This is a genomic window from Exiguobacterium sp. s91, from assembly GCF_018618915.1.
In the GTDB taxonomy this organism is placed as follows: domain Bacteria; phylum Bacillota; class Bacilli; order Exiguobacteriales; family Exiguobacteriaceae; genus Exiguobacterium_A; species Exiguobacterium_A abrahamii.
The window spans coordinates 1,005,114-1,022,509 of the sequence record NZ_JACSMZ010000001.1 but is presented as its reverse complement, the minus strand read 5'-3'; the positions used below and the strand labels follow the sequence as shown (position 1 = coordinate 1,022,509).

At 49.6% G+C, this 17,396-nt stretch carries 19 protein-coding genes; 1 reads left to right on the top strand and 18 read right to left on the bottom strand.

Annotation, left to right across the window (positions count from 1 at the left end):
• Positions 1 to 3: 3 nt before the first annotated feature.
• From KNQ06_RS05090 to bshA, 10 genes are all read right to left on the bottom strand, one after another.
• On the bottom strand, positions 4 to 1,185 hold the full coding sequence (locus KNQ06_RS05090) for a pyridoxal phosphate-dependent aminotransferase (protein WP_214723546.1): 1,182 nt from the start codon (positions 1,183 to 1,185) through the stop codon (positions 4 to 6).
• A gap of 14 nt (positions 1,186 to 1,199) precedes the next feature.
• Positions 1,200 to 1,667 (bottom strand): hypothetical protein, encoded by a 468-nt coding sequence (locus tag KNQ06_RS05085; protein ID WP_215147464.1) that lies wholly within the window; start codon positions 1,665 to 1,667, stop codon positions 1,200 to 1,202.
• Positions 1,664 to 1,834, bottom strand: a complete 171-nt coding sequence (locus KNQ06_RS05080) for a YpmA family protein (RefSeq protein WP_012370646.1) — start codon at positions 1,832 to 1,834, stop codon at positions 1,664 to 1,666. The genes KNQ06_RS05085 and KNQ06_RS05080 overlap by 4 nt, the downstream gene beginning before the upstream one ends.
• A 62-nt stretch (positions 1,835 to 1,896) precedes the next feature.
• Positions 1,897 to 4,713 (bottom strand): ATP-dependent DNA helicase DinG, encoded by a 2,817-nt coding sequence (gene dinG / locus KNQ06_RS05075; protein ID WP_353049186.1) that lies wholly within the window; start codon positions 4,711 to 4,713, stop codon positions 1,897 to 1,899.
• 102 nt (positions 4,714 to 4,815) lie between these two features.
• On the bottom strand, positions 4,816 to 5,199 hold the full coding sequence (gene panD, locus KNQ06_RS05070; RefSeq protein WP_029341994.1) for an aspartate 1-decarboxylase: 384 nt from the start codon (positions 5,197 to 5,199) through the stop codon (positions 4,816 to 4,818).
• A 2-nt stretch (positions 5,200 to 5,201) separates the two neighbouring features.
• A complete protein-coding gene (gene panC / locus KNQ06_RS05065; protein ID WP_215147460.1) occupies positions 5,202 to 6,032 on the bottom strand; it encodes a pantoate--beta-alanine ligase in 831 nt (276 codons plus the stop codon).
• Positions 6,029 to 6,868: a 3-methyl-2-oxobutanoate hydroxymethyltransferase gene (panB, locus tag KNQ06_RS05060; protein WP_050677432.1), complete on the bottom strand. Its 840-nt coding sequence runs from the start codon at positions 6,866 to 6,868 to the stop codon at positions 6,029 to 6,031. Before panB ends, panC begins: the two co-directional genes overlap by 4 nt.
• A 248-nt stretch (positions 6,869 to 7,116) precedes the next feature.
• Entirely contained in the window at positions 7,117 to 8,088 is a 972-nt protein-coding gene (locus KNQ06_RS05055) for a biotin--[acetyl-CoA-carboxylase] ligase (protein WP_215147458.1), read from the bottom strand.
• Complete coding sequence (locus tag KNQ06_RS05050) at positions 8,058 to 9,191, bottom strand: CCA tRNA nucleotidyltransferase (protein WP_251133478.1); 1,134 nt, start codon at positions 9,189 to 9,191, stop codon at positions 8,058 to 8,060. The genes KNQ06_RS05055 and KNQ06_RS05050 overlap by 31 nt, the downstream gene beginning before the upstream one ends.
• Positions 9,178 to 10,320 (bottom strand): N-acetyl-alpha-D-glucosaminyl L-malate synthase BshA, encoded by a 1,143-nt coding sequence (gene bshA, locus KNQ06_RS05045; RefSeq protein ID WP_215147456.1) that lies wholly within the window; start codon positions 10,318 to 10,320, stop codon positions 9,178 to 9,180. Before bshA ends, KNQ06_RS05050 begins: the two co-directional genes overlap by 14 nt.
• Positions 10,321 to 10,490: 170 nt before the next feature.
• Here bshA and KNQ06_RS05040 point away from each other — a divergent pair, with 170 nt between their 5' ends.
• Positions 10,491 to 11,378, top strand: a complete 888-nt coding sequence (locus KNQ06_RS05040; protein WP_215147454.1) for a YitT family protein — start codon at positions 10,491 to 10,493, stop codon at positions 11,376 to 11,378.
• Positions 11,379 to 11,420: 42 nt separating this feature from the next.
• On the opposite strand, the gene KNQ06_RS05035 is transcribed toward KNQ06_RS05040, so the two are convergent.
• The 8 genes from KNQ06_RS05035 to KNQ06_RS05000 form a co-directional block, all read right to left on the bottom strand.
• A complete protein-coding gene (locus KNQ06_RS05035; protein ID WP_023468628.1) occupies positions 11,421 to 12,101 on the bottom strand; it encodes a zinc metallopeptidase in 681 nt (226 codons plus the stop codon).
• Positions 12,102 to 12,146: 45 nt separating this feature from the next.
• Positions 12,147 to 12,749 carry a DUF1405 domain-containing protein gene (locus KNQ06_RS05030; RefSeq protein ID WP_251133477.1) on the bottom strand — a complete coding sequence of 201 codons (603 nt, stop codon included), beginning with the start codon at positions 12,747 to 12,749 and terminating at the stop codon, positions 12,147 to 12,149.
• 54 nt (positions 12,750 to 12,803) lie between these two features.
• Positions 12,804 to 13,595: a menaquinol-cytochrome c reductase cytochrome b/c subunit gene (locus KNQ06_RS05025; RefSeq protein ID WP_058704896.1), complete on the bottom strand. Its 792-nt coding sequence runs from the start codon at positions 13,593 to 13,595 to the stop codon at positions 12,804 to 12,806.
• A 40-nt stretch (positions 13,596 to 13,635) separates the two neighbouring features.
• Positions 13,636 to 14,307, bottom strand: coding sequence for a menaquinol-cytochrome c reductase cytochrome b subunit (gene qcrB, locus KNQ06_RS05020; protein WP_012370658.1), 672 nt, complete (start codon positions 14,305 to 14,307; stop codon positions 13,636 to 13,638).
• Between the two features lie 3 nt (positions 14,308 to 14,310).
• Positions 14,311 to 14,817: a ubiquinol-cytochrome c reductase iron-sulfur subunit gene (locus KNQ06_RS05015; protein ID WP_023468631.1), complete on the bottom strand. Its 507-nt coding sequence runs from the start codon at positions 14,815 to 14,817 to the stop codon at positions 14,311 to 14,313.
• A 104-nt stretch (positions 14,818 to 14,921) separates the two neighbouring features.
• Positions 14,922 to 15,362 carry a DUF2487 family protein gene (locus KNQ06_RS05010; protein WP_023468632.1) on the bottom strand — a complete coding sequence of 147 codons (441 nt, stop codon included), beginning with the start codon at positions 15,360 to 15,362 and terminating at the stop codon, positions 14,922 to 14,924.
• 181 nt (positions 15,363 to 15,543) lie between these two features.
• A complete protein-coding gene (locus tag KNQ06_RS05005; protein WP_214723550.1) occupies positions 15,544 to 16,074 on the bottom strand; it encodes a ReoY family proteolytic degradation factor in 531 nt (176 codons plus the stop codon).
• Between the two features lie 28 nt (positions 16,075 to 16,102).
• Positions 16,103 to 17,365 carry a tetratricopeptide repeat protein gene (locus KNQ06_RS05000; RefSeq protein WP_214723552.1) on the bottom strand — a complete coding sequence of 421 codons (1,263 nt, stop codon included), beginning with the start codon at positions 17,363 to 17,365 and terminating at the stop codon, positions 16,103 to 16,105.
• Positions 17,366 to 17,396: the final 31 nt, after the last annotated feature.

Sequence of the window (17,396 nt, the reverse complement as noted above, 5' to 3'; positions counted from 1 at the left end):
CTATTAAACGGCTGTATGTGCCGTGATGAATCCTTCAATCCGGTCGAGTGCCTCTAGGACACGTGCCGGATCCGTCGCGTAAGATAGGCGGACATAGTCCGGTGCACCAAATCCTGAACCTGGAATCAAGGCGACCTTCGCTTCAGATAAAACAGCTGTACACCAGTCATCGACATTATCGAATCCACACATCTCGGCAGCTTGCTTTGCATGTGGGAACAAGTAGAATGCCCCTTCTGGCTTCAGACACGTCAATCCTTTGATTTCAATGAGTCGTGCATAGATTTTCTCAAGTCGTTCCTCAAAGATGACACGCATCGCTTCGACCGGTGCATCGCCTTCTGCATACGCAGCAACCGATGCTGCTTGCGCAATCGATGTCGGGTTCGACGTCGAATGGCTCGCTAAGTTCGTCATCGCTGAGATGATCTCTTTCGGTCCGATTGCATACCCGATCCGCCAGCCTGTCATCGCATGGGACTTCGAGACACCATTGATGATGACCGTCCGTTCGCGCATCTCTGGCAAGGACGCGATCGAGATATGTGTCGCACCGTTATAGAGCAACTTTTCATAAATCTCGTCACTGATGACGAGTAGATCGTGCTTGATCGCAACATCTGCTACCATCTCGAGTTCTTCTTTCGAATAGACCATTCCTGTCGGATTCGATGGTGAGTTCAAGACGAGTGCTTTCGTTTTTGGGGTAATGTGTTGTTCGAGCAATTCCCGTGTCACTTTGAAGCGAGACGATTCGTCCGTTTCTAAAATGATTGGTACGCCGTCACTAAGTTTAATCTGCTCTGGATAACTGACCCAGTATGGTGCCGGGACGATGACTTCATCGCCTGGATCGAGAATCGCTTGGAACAACGTTGATAGTGCATGCTTTGCTCCTGAAGCGACCATGACTTCTGAGCGTTCGTATGGCATCCATAAGTCACGGCGTGTCTTTTCGATGATCGCATCCTTCAAGGCAACCGTTCCGCCAGACGGCGTATACTTCGTATCGCCCGCTTCTGCTGCCTCGAATGCTGCTTGGATGATGAATTCCGGTGTATTGAAGTCGGGCTCTCCCGCACCTAAACCGATGATGTCTTGACCTTCTTCACGTAGTGCCTTGGCTTTCGCTGTGATGGCTAGCGTCGTAGATGGTGTCAATTGTCGTACGCGTTTCGATAACATGTCGCCCACTCCCTTTACTTGATTCGTAATCGTTTAATGAAAGAACCTTCTTGATACGTGTAATACGAATAATCATAACCTGTTGTCGTCTTTGAAACGATCTCGATGACAGCACGATCCTCAAAGCCGTACTTAGCAGACACGATGTCTCCTAGTTCCGGATGATCCGCGATGACAGTCTTGATAGCAATACCATCAGCAACTGGTCGTGTCTCAATCGTTCCTTTTTTCGGAACGAACGCCCGTACCGCCTGTTCGTTCTGCTTCATCGTAAAAACGACATATTGACGTTTCCCGTTAAAGACAGATTCGAACCGGACGTCCGTCGGTTTGAGTTCTTTTTTCAGACGCGCCTCTGCTTGTTCGGCGACGCTCTGTTCCCGGTCTTTTGCCTCAGCGATCGTCACCTGATAAACGGCGGAGCCAAGTACAGTCAAAAGGATGAGTGCACTTAGCAGACCAAGCGTGATTTTCCACTTCATGTGCGGTAGATGGTAAAGACCATCTGCTCCTTGTCTTTTTCATCGAGAGCAAGACCGAACATTAAATCTTCCGTTTTCAGTGTCCGATTCAACAAGTCGACGATTTTATACGTATCGTCATGGCGGTTCACTTTGACGGTCGCAAGTGTTTCAATTTTTGAATCCATCTGTATGTCCTCCCTCATTTTTCTCTATCTATTATAATGCGATAGGGTTTATCTGAATAGACTTAATCGCCATCATTCAAGAACAATTCTAGTTCTGCCGTCAGTTCATCAAGCGGTTTTGATAAAACAGGTACTTTCGGCAGACTCGTGACGAACCGTTTTCCATAACGCGTCGTCTCAATCCGGCGATCAAGTACGAAGACGACACCTCGGTCGTTCGTCGTCCGGATCAAGCGACCAAAGCCTTGCTTAAAGCGAATGATCGCTTGCGGTAAGCTGTATTCGAAAAATGATGATTTCCCGAGTTTTTCGATCCGTTCCGAGCGTGCCTGGACGATCGGTTGATCCGGTGGCGCGAACGGTAGTCGGACGATGACGAGACAACTGAGATCATCTCCTGGGATATCGACCCCTTCCCAAAAGCTAGCCGTCCCGAACAAGATACAAGCGTCGAGTTGCTTGAACTGTTTCATCAGTCGTTGCCGTGAACCTTGCGTGACTCCTTGCGAGAGTAACGTAAACCGGTCAGGTAACAGCGGTTTCGTCGCTTCATGCGTCAGTCTTAGCAAGTCATTTGAGGTAAACAAGACGAGCATCCGTCCTTCCGTCACCTCTGCGATTTGTAAGATGGCTTCCGCAATCGTCTCTGCGAATTCCGGCAATGGTACATCCTGTAGGAGCGGGAGATCCGTCGGAATCATCAATCGCACGTTATCAGCATATCCGAACGGCGACGGAACGACGAAACGACGTGTCTCAAACGCATCGAGCCCTAAACGGTTCTCAATGAACTGGAACTTGTTCGAGACAGTCAGCGTCGCAGACGTCAGGATACACGTCCGCTTCGAAAAGACGTCCCGTCGCAATCGCTCTGAAATGTCGATTGGCTGTGTGTAGACCCGTGTCAGTTTCCGGTTCTTAACGGACGTCTCGATCCAAGATACCGTCTCATCGTGCGGGGCAAGCATCGTCTCGAAGATGGCGAGCTCCGCTTCTTCGATTTGTGACGTGATCGCTTTTAAATCCGCGACGAGTGAACGTTCGCGATAACTCATCTGCTCCCGGTGTTCATGGAACAGTTTATGAATCGCCCGGATTGCTTGACGCAAACGCCGCAACACCAATTCAACCCGCTTGGCACTTTCCTGGACGGCACGCATCGAACGGTCGAGTCGCTTGAAGCGAATGCTGACCATTCCTTCCCGTCGTGCTTTGCGGGAAGCCAGTTCGAGCCCGTATGCTTGAATGATCATTAACAGCCCGTCTGCTTCTTCGAGTAACGTCGTTAGTGCCTCATCAACCGTCTCACTATGGGCTTCGACCATCTCGGCGATGTCCCATTCTTCCGACAGATCGAGCAAGCGGTGTAATAATTTTTTATCGGACGAATACCCGAGTTGTCGGAACAGACGATCAAATGTATGTCCATCAAAGACGAGACCAAAATGATGGCTCGCGACTTCTTCGATTTGGTGTGCCTCGTCAAGAATCAACGGACTTCCTTTCGGTAAGACCCCTGCTTCGAACTGCAGGTCACTAAACAACAAGGCATGGTTCGTGACGATGATCGTCGCATCCTTTGCTTGGCGAATCGCATGTTGGAAGAAGTCCCGGCTGTACCACGGGTCAAATCGTCCGAGCTGCGATTGGCTATCAGACTGGATCAACTGTTTAATGCCGATATTGCCTTGCGCTGCACCGCCTGGTAAGCTGACTTCTTCTAAATCTCCCGTTTCCGTCTCCGTCAACCAGACGAGCAGAATCGCTTTTGCGAGCGTGAAGTTATAAGCATCCTCTTGATCATTCAAGAAAAATTCGAATTTCCGTAAATCAATATAGTTACTTCGTCCCTTAAGCAATGCAATCTGGACCGGCGCATCGAACAGTTGACGCAAGAGCGGTAAATCACGCGCGAACAGTTGCTCCTGCAATTGAATCGTGTGCGTACTGACGACGATCGGGACTTCATGTTCGAGTGCGTAATGCGCTGCAGGAACAAGATAACCGAGCGATTTCCCGGTTCCCGTTCCCGCTTCGACAAGTAACGGCGTTTCTTGATCGAGTGATTGATAGACATGACGCATCATCTCGAGCTGCCCACGTCGCTCTTCATATCCTTCGAATAGACGAGGGAACGTCACGGCATTCAATTCATCAACGAATGGTCCGAACGGTTCAAGAACGGGTGGATGTGCCAACCGCTCCATCGTCTGGCGCTTTTTCAAAGCGATTTTACGGAAACGATCAAACTGTGAATCCTCCTCGATGCCGACTAAACGAATCGCATGGTCGATTTCCTCTTCGATGGCACTGAACAGGCGTGGTGATAAACGTCTTAAGTGCTTCAATGTCTCAAGCGGCAACGTATGTAGTCGTTTGAGTAGTTCAAGCAACAATTCAGCCGTCGCCGAAGCGTCACTCCCTGCCCGGTGCGCTTCTTGATGGGCAAGGTGTAATGACTCTGACAGATGCGACAGCGCGTGGCTTTCTGCTGTCGGAAGTAAGATTCGTGCGAGTTCGACCGTATCGATGACAGGACCTGTGTACGGCAAGTATCCTTCCTCTTCTAACGCATCGTTTAAGAAGTTTAAATCGAACTGCACATTATGTGCGACGAAGACACCACCATCGAGCAATGATAAGACACGCGGTGCGATGACATCGAATGTCTCGGCCTCTTTGACATCCTCATCCGTGATGCCCGTCAACTGGGAAATGAACGGAGGAATCGGTTGGGTCGGACGCACGAAGGCAGACAATTGTTCTGTCAACTGTCCATCTTCAATTACCGCCATGCCGATCTCAATCATCTCATCGCCAGCCTTTATGGAATGACCTGTCGTTTCCAGGTCGACTACGACGTACTTTTTCTTCAACACTGATCCTCCACCTTTTATCCATCCTCTCCATGACCGGATGGCATTTCATTCTTCATCTTAACAAAAAAAGAGACCCGCTGACATGATCGGGTCTCTAAAATTTCATAAGATCGTGTGGGCGATTTCTTGAGACAACATTTGTTTGATGTCGTTCTGTTCATTTAGAACAGCCACTTTTGGAACATGTGTCGCGATTTCTTCCGTCGATAGTTGTGCGTACGCCATGATGATGACCTCATCTCCGACTTGGAAATGGCGAGCTGCCGCACCGTTCAAACAGATGACACCTGAACCACGAGCACCTTTAATCGCATACGTTTCAATCCGTGCACCGTTCTGATTGTTCGTCACTTGGACTTTTTCATTTTCAAGAATCCCGACAGCATCGAGTAAATCTTCATCGATCGTAATCGAACCAACATAGTGTAAGTTTGCCTCGGTGACCCGAGCTTTGTGTAGTTTAGCGTGCATGAATGTGCGTAACATCGTCATGCTCCTCTCGTATATAGTAAATTATCGATCAAGCGTGCCGATGCAAACTGCACGGCGACAGCTAAGAGAATCGTAGTCGTTTGTTCCGTAACGTGTCCTAGTGATGGATAGTCGACGGCTTCGACGTAATCGATCGTCGTCCCTTCGAATTGAAGTGCTTCGCGCGTCCGATCGAGAACCGTTTCAACAGGCACCCCTTGATCGAGTGCTTGTTTCGCTTGTTGCAACGCCTGCTGGATGCCCGGTGCTTGCGCCCGCTCTGTTTCCGATAGATAGACATTGCGTGACGATTTTGCTAGACCATCCGCTTCGCGAATGATCGGGCAACGGACGATCTCAACCGGAACAAAGTAATCAGCGACATACGCTTCAATCAATGCGAGCTGTTGTGCATCCTTTAAACCGAAATATGCACGGGTTGGACGGACGACGTTCAATAGTTTGCTGACGACCGTCAACACACCATCAAAATGTCCTGGTCGTGATGCGCCGCATAAGACATCATCACCGGAGCGGACCGTAACACGAGCCATATCCAGCGGATACATCGTCTCGTTCGTCGGATAGAACAGATAATCGACCCCTTCTGCCTCCGCAATCTTCTGATCGCGTTCCGCGTCTCGTGGATAACGATCCAAATCTTCGTTTGGTCCGAATTGTGTCGGGTTGACGAAAATACTCAAGACGACGACATCGTTCTCTTGTCGTGCTTGTTTGAGCAAGGAGGCATGACCTTCATGCAAGAATCCCATCGTCGGTACAAAACCGATTGAACCGGCTCCCGCTAAACGTTCGCGTAACGTCTGGACGTCCTGGATGATTTTCATTCTTTAGTCCCTCCATAAAGCGCACCAATCAGTTCTTCGTCCATCTGGAACGAGTGTGCTAGTTCAGGGAAGGCACCGGCTTTGACGTCTTTGACGTAAGCAGCAATCGCTTCCGTTCCTGAAGTATTCCAATCCGTGTAGGCTTTGACGAACTTCGGTAAACGACCGACACCATACGTCAAGATGTCATGATAGACAAGTACTTGACCGGCGACGTCTGCACCGGCACCGATTCCGATGACCGGAATCGAGAGGAGCTCTTGAATGCGTTTCGCGAGCGGATGCGGCACACATTCGAGGACGAGCATCTTTGCTCCGGCACGCTCTGCTTCCAAACTGTCTGCAATCAGTTGTTCGGCTGCTTCTAATGATTTCCCTTGGACTTTGAATCCTTCAAGGACACCAACGGATTGTGGTGTTAATCCGAGATGCGCGACGCAAGGCATCCCAGCGTCCGTCAAACGACGAATCGTCTTTAAGATCTCCCCTGCCCCTTCCAGCTTCAAGGCATCTGCCTGCGATTCTTGGAAGATACGCGCCGCTGATTCAAGCGTGCGATCAAATGAACCATGATAACTTGCGAACGGCATATCGACGATCATGAACGTCTGTGGTGCGCCGCGGCGTACCGCGCGCGCATGATGAACCATGTCGTCGACCGTGACAGCAATCGTTGAATCATAGCCGAGGATGACGTTCCCGAGGGAATCGCCGACGAGCAACATATCGACTCCTGCTGCTTCCGATAGTTTTGCTGAAGGATAATCATACGCCGTCAACATGACGAGCTTCTCTCCAGCTTGTTGTTTTTTGAGTAATGGACCCATTGTGTGCATCGTGTTCTCTCCTTACGTGTGTAGGGAGGACAAAAGGAAAACGCCTTCTTCTCCAAAATAAATGCATGCGGAAAAGAAGGCGGAATAATTGAATATCGTCCTTCTGTCCCTGTCCGTTAAGATCAAGGCAGTTGAAACAGCTAAAACTGGCACCTGTCAATTCGGTATGGTTCCGGCAAGCGGATACCATCCGTGGCTTTATTATACATGACGGGAAAAGCTCTCTGCAAACCGTCTGATTCAAACCTTTATTCTTTTTCCCAGTAAATCAGCTCTGCCGAATGGAAACGGGTCTCCCCCGTTTCCGTCTCAATCCGAATCGTGCCCGTCTCGTCAATACCGATCAATGTTCCGGAAGCGGTCATCTGACGTGTCCGTAGCGTCACTCGTTCATGTAAGCGATCTGCGAGTGTTTCCCACTCCGAGACGAAAGATCCGAATCCTAGCTCGAGCCACTGCGTGTATAGTCGTTCAAATCGATTCAAGAAAGTCGCGACGACCTCCGCACGTCGGAAAGTTCTTCCTGATTCTCGGACGAGCGAGGTAGCACGGTCCTCGATCCCTTCCGGAAACTGCTCGTGATGCACATTGATGCCGATGCCAATGATGACTGAACTGATCCGATCCGCCTCGGTCTGCATTTCCGTCAAAATGCCTGCCACCTTACGACCGTTGATCAAGATGTCGTTCGGCCATTTAATCGTAACTGGAACATCGAATGTCCGGAGAGACTGTGCAAGTGCAATACCTGCTACGAGCGTTAATTGACCTGCTTGGTGCATCGGTACATCTGGTCGGACGAGTAGACTCATCGCGATGCCCTCATTTTTCGCCTCATGCCACGTTCTCCCTAGCTGTCCGCGTCCATTCGTCTGGTGATCGCATACGACGAGTGTTCCTTCCTGCGCTTGCTGTTGCGCTTGCTCATGTGCAATCCGCTGCGTCGTGTCCAGTTCTTCGAAATGAAGGATGTGGCGACCAAGACGTTCTGTCGTTAACCATTGTTCAATCGCAATCGGTGTCAGCAAATCGCCTTCATCGACTAATTGATAGCCTTGTTTTTTATTCGAGATGATCTGGTATCCTTCTTCCTTCAAAGTTTGCATATGTTTCCAAATAGCGGTACGTGAAATATTTAACGTCTCTGCTAATTCCTGTCCGGAGTACCACGTCCGCTGACGAAGTGCGATCAAGATTTGTTCTCGGACTGAGTGCGCCATCGCTCTACCTCCTTCAATAATGTTACGCGGTCGTTTGGGCAAGCGCGGGTGACGACACTGTATTCCAAATGCAAAAGTGCTTCTTTGATCTGTTGTTTTTGAAGACCGAGGCGGATCATGTCTTTTCCGTCGACAGCGAGCTCTTTACGACTGCGAATCGGTAAGTCTGATCGCTCCGGATAATCCGTTCCTGTCATTTCCCGAAGGATCATCAGTTCTTCGTCCGACAATTGATAACGATCCCAGTCTTGTAACGGTCGGTGTAACAGAGGTGTTAAACGCGTTGCGAGCTGCACTTGATGTTTCGATCGTTTCCAGCGTGTCAATTGATCTTTCGCGAGACCGGCATCGAGTACGAGTGTCCAGACAGCATCCTTTGAAACACCCCGAAACGACTGTTGCGCGAGTCCTGTGACGATTTCTGAAGTCATGCCGGGGAGGTAGCGTTCGATTCCAGTCCGGAGCATCGCCTGTAACGCCCGCTGTTTTCCAGGACCAAGTAAGAGTTTCTCGAACTCGATCGCAATCCGCTCAATCGCAACGGCCGCTAGGTGCGGAGCGAGTTCGACAATCGCTTGTTCAGTTGCCTCGTCAAGCGAGAAATCCAGTTGGCTCATGAAGCGGAACGCCCGCATCATTCGAAGCGCATCTTCATTAAAACGTTCGGCTGGTTCGCCGACCGTCCGGATGATCCGCTCTTCGATGTCACGCGCTCCTCCGAACAGATCGACACGACCGGTTGGTCTGAGTGCCATCGCGTTGATCGTAAAGTCACGTCGAGTCAAGTCCTCTTCCAAACTAACGCCAAGCGTCACCGCATCCGGTCGTCGGCGATCGCTGTACGTTGCTTCCGAGCGAAACGTCGTGATCTCGTACGGCACGTGGTTGAGAACGACCGTCACGGTTCCATGCTCGAGTCCTGTCGGAATGACGACAGGGAATAAGTCGATGATTTGTTCCGGTAACATCGAGCTCGCTAAATCATAGTCTCCTGGTGTCCGGTCGAGTAACATGTCGCGAACGGCGCCACCGACGATATAGGCTTCACCACCCGCTTGTTCGATCGTCTGAATGATATGATGTGCGCCTTCAAGCAAGTTCATGACGCGCACACACCCGTTCATAGACTTGTTCATAACGCAGCACGATCTCATTCGAATCAAAACGACGACGCGTATCACGAATGCCCTCTTCTGCCATCCGTTCCCGTAACATCGGGTCATCCGCGAGTTCACCGATTCGTGCCGCAGCCATTTTGACGTCGTAAGTCGGAACGATATATCCGGTTAATCCGTCCTGGATGACTTCCGGTAAGCCACCTGCTGTCGAGACGACACTCGGGACACCAATTGCCATCGCCTCAAGGACGACGAGTCCGAACGCTTCTTTTTCAGACAACAGGACATGAATATCACTAATGGCGAGCAATTGCGCGACATGTTCCTGTTTACCTGCAAAGATCACTTTGTCGTAAATGCCGAGTTCCTTTGCGCGACGTCTCGTTTGTCCCATCTCTGGACCATCCCCGACGAGTAATAGACGCATCTTCCGGCCTTTCGCTGCAATGGCGAACGCCGCAAGCGTATCATCGATTCGTTTGACCGGTCGGAAGTTCGAGATATGAATGACGACGACTTCGTCCGCTTCGATGCCGTAATGCCGCTTCAAGCGTTCATCCCGCATCGGATAATAGACACTCTCATCAATCGAGTTCGCAATGACATCGATGTCGTAGTGTGCGTTGAGCGTCGCATTCGTCTCAAGCGCTAGACTCTCGGAGACGGCCGTGACCGCGTCTGATCGTTCGATGCCGTACCGGATGGCCGGTTGCATCTCTAAATCTTGCCCGATGACGGTGATGTCCGTTCCGTGTAACGTCGTCACGACGGCGACACCTTTTTTCTTTGCCATGTTTCGTCCGAGATCTGCACAGACCGCGTGCGGAACGGCATAATGAGCATGGATGACATCGAGATCGAATAAATCAATGATTTCTGCGACTTTTGACGCTAACGTAATGTCGTATGGTGGATATTTAAAAACGGAATACTGGTTGACTTCAACCAAGTGGACCGTGATGTTTGGCCGATATTCCGTCAGGCGAAACGGCATGCTCGACGTAATGAAGTGGACGTCATGTCCACGATCCGCTAATTTCATACCGAGCTCCGTCGCGACGACCCCACTCCCGCCGACGGATGGATAACAAAGAATCCCAATTGCTTTTTTCATGATAAAACCACACTCTCTTTATGACTTCTATTCGTTTCTATTCTAAGCAATATCAATCGGAATGACCATACTGATCACTTTTCGACTGATTTTCATAGGAAAAGCTAGTCTTTTTCCGACCGTGCCGTTACCCTAGAGAAAGAGTCTTGATTTGAAAGGAGCATACGGAAATGGCACCTCCATTCCAATTTCCGATTCGGATCCAGAACATTTTCTGGATTTTGATCGGATCATTCATCTTTGCTTTTGGTATTTATCATTTTAACGTTCAAAATGAGTTAGCAGAAGGCGGTTTTACTGGGATTACCTTGATCTTAAAAGGACTGTTCGGATGGTCTCCATCGATCACGAACTTAGTATTGAATGTCCCACTTTTTTTCGTCAGTTATAAAATTCTTGGTCGGACGACCTTCGTCTACACGTTGATCGGTACATTCAGTTTTTCCTTCTGGTATGGATTAATTGCCAAATATTCACCACTCGTCATCGACCTGCGCGACGATATGGTGCTTGCTGCGCTTTTTGCCGGTGTCTTCATCGGCGTTGGTCTTGGTATCATCTTCAACAATGGTGGTACGACAGGTGGCGTCGATATCATCGCGCGTTTGACGAAACGCTACTTCGGTTGGTCGATCGGTCGAACTTTCTTGATTTTCGATTTCTTCGTCATCGTCGCATCCTTGACGTATCTCGACTACAAACAAGCGATGTATACGTTACTTGCCGTTTACGTCGGCGCCCGCGTCATCGATTGGATGCAAGAGGGCACTTATGCTGGTAAAGCAGCGATGATCATCAGTGATCACCGGACGGAAATCGCCGACGGTATTCATGCGACGATGAATCGTGGCACGACCCGTCTGATCGCAAAAGGCGGTTACTCTGGACGGGATCTCGAAGTACTGTACGTCGTCGTCGCTCGCAATGAGATCAATCGCTTGAAGACGCTCGTTAAAAGTGTCGACCAGCACGCCTTCATCACGTTGCATGACGTCTATGAAGTAACAGGAGAAGGTTTCACGTTCGACGAAAATCGGGTCCCAATCAAAGAAACGTAAAAAAACACGGATCGCTCAAACGAGCAATCCGTGTTTTTCGTTTTAGTCATCACTTGACGGGTTGAAGACGAGCAGTGCGAGACGAAGGAACTCGGCAACAGCAACGAGTGTTGCTGCCACGTACGTCCAAGCCGCTGCGTTCAAGACACGACGTGAACCACGTTCTTCTTCGGCATCAATGATGCCATGCTCCGTCAACTGCGCCATCGCTCGATTTGAGGCATCAAACTCGACCGGTAACGTGACGAGTTGGAAGATGACGGCACCGAGCATCAAGACGACACCAAGCATCGCAAGACCACTAAAACCAGCGAATAGACCGATCAACAACAGTGGGAACGATAAGTTCGATGTGATTGACGCGACAGGTGCGATCCGGTGACGGACACGCATCATGTTGTAATCCGTCGCATCTTGAATGACGTGACCGATTTCGTGCGCTGCAATCGAAACGGCTGAGACCGTCGAACCGTAATAGACGTCTTCCGACAAACGAACGACTTTGTTCGTCGGGTCATAATGGTCGGACATCGTTCCACCGATCGGCTCGAGACGGACGTTCGTGATGCCGTTCTGCTTCATGATGAAGTCTGCGACCTGCGCTCCCGTCACCCCACTCTGAATCGGAACATCTTGATATTTTTTATAGGTGCTCCGCACCCGCATCTGAGCCCAGATCGGGACGATGATGATGATCGCGAGATAGATCAAATAGTTTGCCACGAGACATCGTTCCTTTCTTTTTTTGATTATAGGTCTATTTTATGTTCAAGTGATCTTATTGTCAATTGAATCGCGCGCGACAAGCAGATATCCCATCAAAAGACATAATCCGGTCAACCAGAAAGAGCCGTAGCCGATCCACTGGATATGCTCCGCAAGCGCTGGGTAACGCGGCCATTGTCCGAGGACGTAATCGACGACATCGTTGTGAATGACCCAGATGGCGACGAGGACAAGATCCTTGACGCGAAACGTCATCAGCGGACTGTATAACAACGCCTGGAACGCCATCGCTCCGTGCGACACCATCAACATCAGTGCCATTGCTGTTAAGATTGGATCCTCCGTTCCGAGTTGATTCAACATCAACGCATTCATGACGACTGCCCAGACCCCATATTTGATCAATGTCACGAACGCGAGCGCTTCAAATAGGCGGGAACGTCGTCTGAAAATCCAGAAAAAGACGATGATCGTAAAGAACAGGGATGCTGTCGGGCTATCCGGAATAAATGGGTAGTAATACCACTTCGATGTCGCAAGTTGTGGTTCATACCAGTAGTAACCGTATAATGTGCCTGCTAAGTTGATCAACCCGACAATCCAGAGTACGGCTTTATGTCGGAGTAATGTCAAAATACCTTGCAATCGTTTCACCTCATCATCGACAAAAGCCGGAGGATTGCTCCCCCGGCTTTTGGCTTATTTATTGTTTTCGCCGCCTTCACCGTATGAAGCGATGAATTTCGCGAGTTCTTTACGATCCGCATCTGATCCTTTGTACTGACCAGCAGGCATCGAACCGATCCCTTTATCTGCGATTTCATAAATCTCTTCTTCTGTCTTCTTCGTACCGACGAGTGCCGGAGCTGCTGCTCCACCCTCGAGGTTTTTACCATGACAGTTGACACATGACTGGTTCGAATAAATTTCGTATCCTTTTGCCGCTGTATCAATTTCTGGTCCTTCGTTCATCGTCAACTCACCTTGTTTATGGATTGTATCCCAGTGAGTCGTTTGAACAGATTCCCAAGTCAAGAAGACGATCGAGACGACTGCGAGGAGCATCATGCTGACTGCGATCGGACGTTTCGCAGGACGACGTTCAAGACCTTGGTCGAGCCATGGCGCGACGAGAAGTGCTGTGAACGCAAGACCTGGGAGAATGACCGTTCCCATCAAGATATATGGACCTGCAGCGAATTGGTATTTCAAGAGCTGATAGAGGAATAGGAAGTACCAGTCCGGAAGTGGAATGTACGACGTATTCGTCGGATCGGCAATGTTTTGAAGTGGTGCTGCTTCTACGATTGTCAGTGTCATGAAGCCGATCAAGAAGACCGCTCCAACCATCCATTCGCGAAGTAAGAAGTTTGGCCAGAACGCTTCCGTTCGACCTGGATATTCCGAGTAGTCTTTCGACTTGTTCGGCATCCGGTTGTTGATCGACACCCGTGAATCGGTGACGAATTTCATTCCTTTACCACGATGCATCGTGTTCTCCCCCTTTTTTGTTGTCTAGATGATAGTCGGTTTAAAGTGGTCCAGAGATCCCTTGTTTACGGATCATCATGAAGTGGGCCCCGAGCAAGACGAACAATGCTGCAGGAAGGAAGAAGACGTGAATCGCAAAGAATCGAGCGATTGTACTTGCGCCGACGATTTCTCCACCCGCAAGGAGGGTCTTCGCGATACCACCGATGACCGGAATACTTTCAGCAATCTGAATCGTAACTTTTGTCGCGAACAACGCTTTCATGTCCCAAGGCAATAGGTATCCTGTCAGACCGAGAGCTAAGACGACGAAGAACAAGAGAACTCCGACGACCCAGTTCAATTCACGTGGTTTCTTGTATGAACCAGTGAAGAAGACACGTAATGTATGTAGGAACAACATTACGATAACGACCGACGCACCCCAGTGGTGCATACCACGAACGATTTGTCCGTGTGCGACTTCATTTTGAAGATAGTAGACGGACGCGTGTGCGTTGATGATGTCCGGTACATAATACATCGTCAAGAACATCCCCGAAAGAATCTGGATGACGATCGTAAAGAACGTCAATCCGCCAAAACAATAAACGAAAGCTGAAAAGTTATGTGCCGGGTTGACGTGCTCCGGTACTTCATGGTCGGCGATATCTCGCCAGAGCGGCGTAATGTCAACGCGCTCATCGATCCAATCATAGATTTTTTGCATCATCGCTTACGCACCTCTTTCGACTGGTTTACCAAGGTAGAGGAAACCATCTTTCTGCTGCATTTCATAACCATCGAGTGGTTTCGTCGGAGGCGTTCCTGGAACGTTGACGCCATCTTTCGTGTACCGACCGAAGTGACATGGGCAATAGAATTGCTCCGGGTGCGTCGGATCTGAACCGAAGCTGACTTGGCAACCTAAGTGTTTACAAATTGGTGAAAGGGCTAAAATTTCTCCCTTATCATCTTTGAACACCCAAGCTGACAACGTTTCTTCGAACTCATACCATGCATCTTGCGTTTGTTTCTTGAAGTCGACCCGTTTTGGTTCTGTCGTGATATCCGACAACTTCATTACTTTTACTTTATCGCCTGCTCCTGATTTCTTCAGGACTGGATCAACTGCGAAGTTGACCATCGGCATGACCATCGTCGCCGCCATGAAACCGCCGACGCCTGTCAATGTATACGTCAAGAACTGACGACGTGTTACGTTAGACCCGTTTTGAGCCATCTCGATCCCCCCTTGTGATGTACGCTGTGCCCCAAGACGACAGTACTTCACACAAATTTCTCACATGGTAATAGTATCTTAATAAAATCATTGCGTCAACCGCTTCATAGCGCGGTCCAACGGTTTCCTAACTGTTCGAGAACTTGTCCTACAAAATTCCCGACCATCTGACCTTGTTGGTCACGACTCATCGTCTCAAGAGCTAGACGTGGCACGTAGATAATCTCTTCGGCGGCAGTCTCCTTCCACCTTAAATCAGCAGTGATGAAGGTGATGAAACGGAATTGCCCGGAAGCAGCCGCTTGACGCCATCCTTCCAACTGTTCGATCGACGGTGCATCGATATAGGTCAGAGCAGGAACGAGCAACGCCCGTCCGGATAGCTGGCGTTCGACTTCGGACGCCACCGTCAATGTCATGTCTGCGCATTCCGCGTAAGCATGCATCGCCTCATCGAAACCGACCGGAAGCAAAGGCACGATCAGCGTATCGATGTACGCTTGCTCGCTTCGTGTCCGCTGTACGTCGGATGGTTTGAAACGCAAGTCATTTCCCCCTTTCTTCGTACTTACAATTCGTCACATTTAATGTATCATATCCGCATTTCCTCCTACTCTCTTAATGTGAACGTTTTATGAAATTCCACTCTATTTTTCTTCATATTTTGCACAAATCTTCACATACGAAAGGACCCTACTACCTCTGCTGGGCAATAGAGTCCTTCTGTTAAGGAAGTTGACTTCGAACGAGCCGTAACTGTTCGGAAAGAGAGTGGAATCGATGTTGATCGCGTGCATCCAGCGCTTCATCAATCAAGCGGACTAAACGTTCTTCTTCCTGCCGATTAACCGTGACCGCGATGAAATGTGTCGCTTCATCTGCTAAGCGCGGTTCAACAGCAACTTCTGGGCGAAACGGATTTTCTTCTAGTAAAGACAAATACTCGTCATCCATCATCATACCTTGGAAATTCAACTCGATATAGACATCTTCCGAGGTCAGGCGGATGTCATGATACGCTTTTTCTGGATCTAACGTTGTGACATCCCCTTTTTTGAAGAGAAACGGTTCCGCATCGAATCCGTATGTCGTCATGATAATTGCCTTCGGAGCGAAGGTCGCATTTTGGACGAAGTGTACTTGCTCGAGTTTTGCCTCATTACGCAGCCAATAATCGATAATCCATTTCGCTTCCCGTCGCTTTAACGTGTAATAGGTCAAGATGCGGCGTAAGAATCGCTGCTTTCTCTCTATCATCTCAATCCTACTCCCTTCTCCCGTGAAGTCATCCATCCATTCGTTCAACATAGTCGACGAGTTCGTTATCTTCTGGTGTCAACTTAGCAGCGCGGCGGAGAAGACGTTGTCCCTCTTCACGCCGTCCTTCCTCGACGAGTGCGAATCCATACTCTTTCAAGAAGAGCGCATCTTCCGTGAATGCACCTTCGACTATCGCATAATTCTCCATCGCTTGTGTGTATTCCTCTAAGGCATACAAAGCGCGTGCACGGTACCATGTTAGAATCGGAGCCGTGACGTGTTCTTCGATGGCAGAGATCGTCTCGATCATCGCTTCGTGGTCCTCGTCTTCAGCAAGTAACGACAGCAAACGTTCCGCTGCGACGATCGATTCCGGATTCAAGGCAAGCGCCTCACGTAGCGCTTGGACGCTTCCAGCGCGATCGCCGAGTTTTAGAAGGAACAAGGCTTCCATCGTCCGCAACTCATCATTGTAATCGTCGCGCTCCATTCCTTGTTTGATGACGTTCAGTGCTTCTTTTGTCAAACCAAGTTCGGCTTGGCTTTCCGCATATGGTACGTACGCCGACGTATAGTCAGGATCCTGTGCAATCAATTGCTGGAATGTCTCGACCGCTTTTTGATGTTGACCGACACGGTGAGCCGTCATCGCAAGACCAAACAGCGTATGCAGGTCGGAACGTTCTGCGACAGCACGTTCGTACAGTGGAATCGCATCTTCAAATTGTCCTGTCATCGCGAGTGATTCCGCGTAAAGGGCATCGAGCGGCAATTCAGCACGTAACTCTGGTCGCTCCGCGATTTCGGCGAATAACGGTACCGCCTGATCAAACGCACCAAGCGTCATGTAGAGCTCAGCCAAACCGTATGCTAGTAACGGTTCGTCCGGTGCAAGGTTACGCGCTTCCTTCAGCTTCGCTAACGCTACTTCGTCAAGACCTTGCGACTGATAGAGGTCAGCGAGTAATACGAGAGAACGTGGACCATATTCCGTGTCCATTGTGTCGACCTGTTCGAGGACGGAGATCGCTTCTTCTTCGCGATCCAAATCGATATAACATTCTGCTAGTAACAAGGCTACTCCCGCGTTACCCGCATATTCGACGTAAAGCGGCGCCAAGAGATCGACCGCTCGGTCAGACAAACCGAGTTCGATATAGAGATCGGCAACAGCGAGGCGGTCCTCATCCGTTCCTGTCTTTTCGAGTTTTTCTAATGCTGCTAACGCTTCTGAGGTGTGACCATGTTCTAATTCTTCGATGATGCCATTCAATAGTTGTTCATTCAAGGCAAACGCCCCACTTTCTGTCATCCGCCTA

Excerpts from the sequence above, each read along its gene's own strand:
- KNQ06_RS05090 (WP_214723546.1), bottom strand. The coding sequence starts at position 1,185 with ATGTTATCGAAACGCGTACGACAATTGACACCATCTACGACGCTAGCC.
- KNQ06_RS05085 (WP_215147464.1), bottom strand. The coding sequence starts at position 1,667 with ATGAAGTGGAAAATCACGCTTGGTCTGCTAAGTGCACTCATCCTTTTG.
- KNQ06_RS05080 (WP_012370646.1), bottom strand. The coding sequence starts at position 1,834 with ATGGATTCAAAAATTGAAACACTTGCGACCGTCAAAGTGAACCGCCAT.
- panD (WP_029341994.1), bottom strand. The coding sequence starts at position 5,199 with ATGTTACGCACATTCATGCACGCTAAACTACACAAAGCTCGGGTCACC.
- panC (WP_215147460.1), bottom strand. The coding sequence starts at position 6,032 with ATGAAAATCATCCAGGACGTCCAGACGTTACGCGAACGTTTAGCGGGA.
- panB (WP_050677432.1), bottom strand. The coding sequence starts at position 6,868 with ATGCACACAATGGGTCCATTACTCAAAAAACAACAAGCTGGAGAGAAG.
- KNQ06_RS05055 (WP_215147458.1), bottom strand. The coding sequence starts at position 8,088 with ATGGCGCACTCAGTCCGAGAACAAATCTTGATCGCACTTCGTCAGCGG.
- KNQ06_RS05050 (WP_251133478.1), bottom strand. The coding sequence starts at position 9,191 with ATGAACTTGCTTGAAGGCGCACATCATATCATTCAGACGATCGAACAA.
- bshA (WP_215147456.1), bottom strand. The coding sequence starts at position 10,320 with ATGAAAAAAGCAATTGGGATTCTTTGTTATCCATCCGTCGGCGGGAGT.
- KNQ06_RS05040 (WP_215147454.1), top strand. The coding sequence starts at position 10,491 with ATGGCACCTCCATTCCAATTTCCGATTCGGATCCAGAACATTTTCTGG.
- KNQ06_RS05025 (WP_058704896.1), bottom strand. The coding sequence starts at position 13,595 with ATGCATCGTGGTAAAGGAATGAAATTCGTCACCGATTCACGGGTGTCG.
- qcrB (WP_012370658.1), bottom strand. The coding sequence starts at position 14,307 with ATGATGCAAAAAATCTATGATTGGATCGATGAGCGCGTTGACATTACG.
- KNQ06_RS05015 (WP_023468631.1), bottom strand. The coding sequence starts at position 14,817 with ATGGCTCAAAACGGGTCTAACGTAACACGTCGTCAGTTCTTGACGTAT.
- KNQ06_RS05005 (WP_214723550.1), bottom strand. The coding sequence starts at position 16,074 with ATGATAGAGAGAAAGCAGCGATTCTTACGCCGCATCTTGACCTATTAC.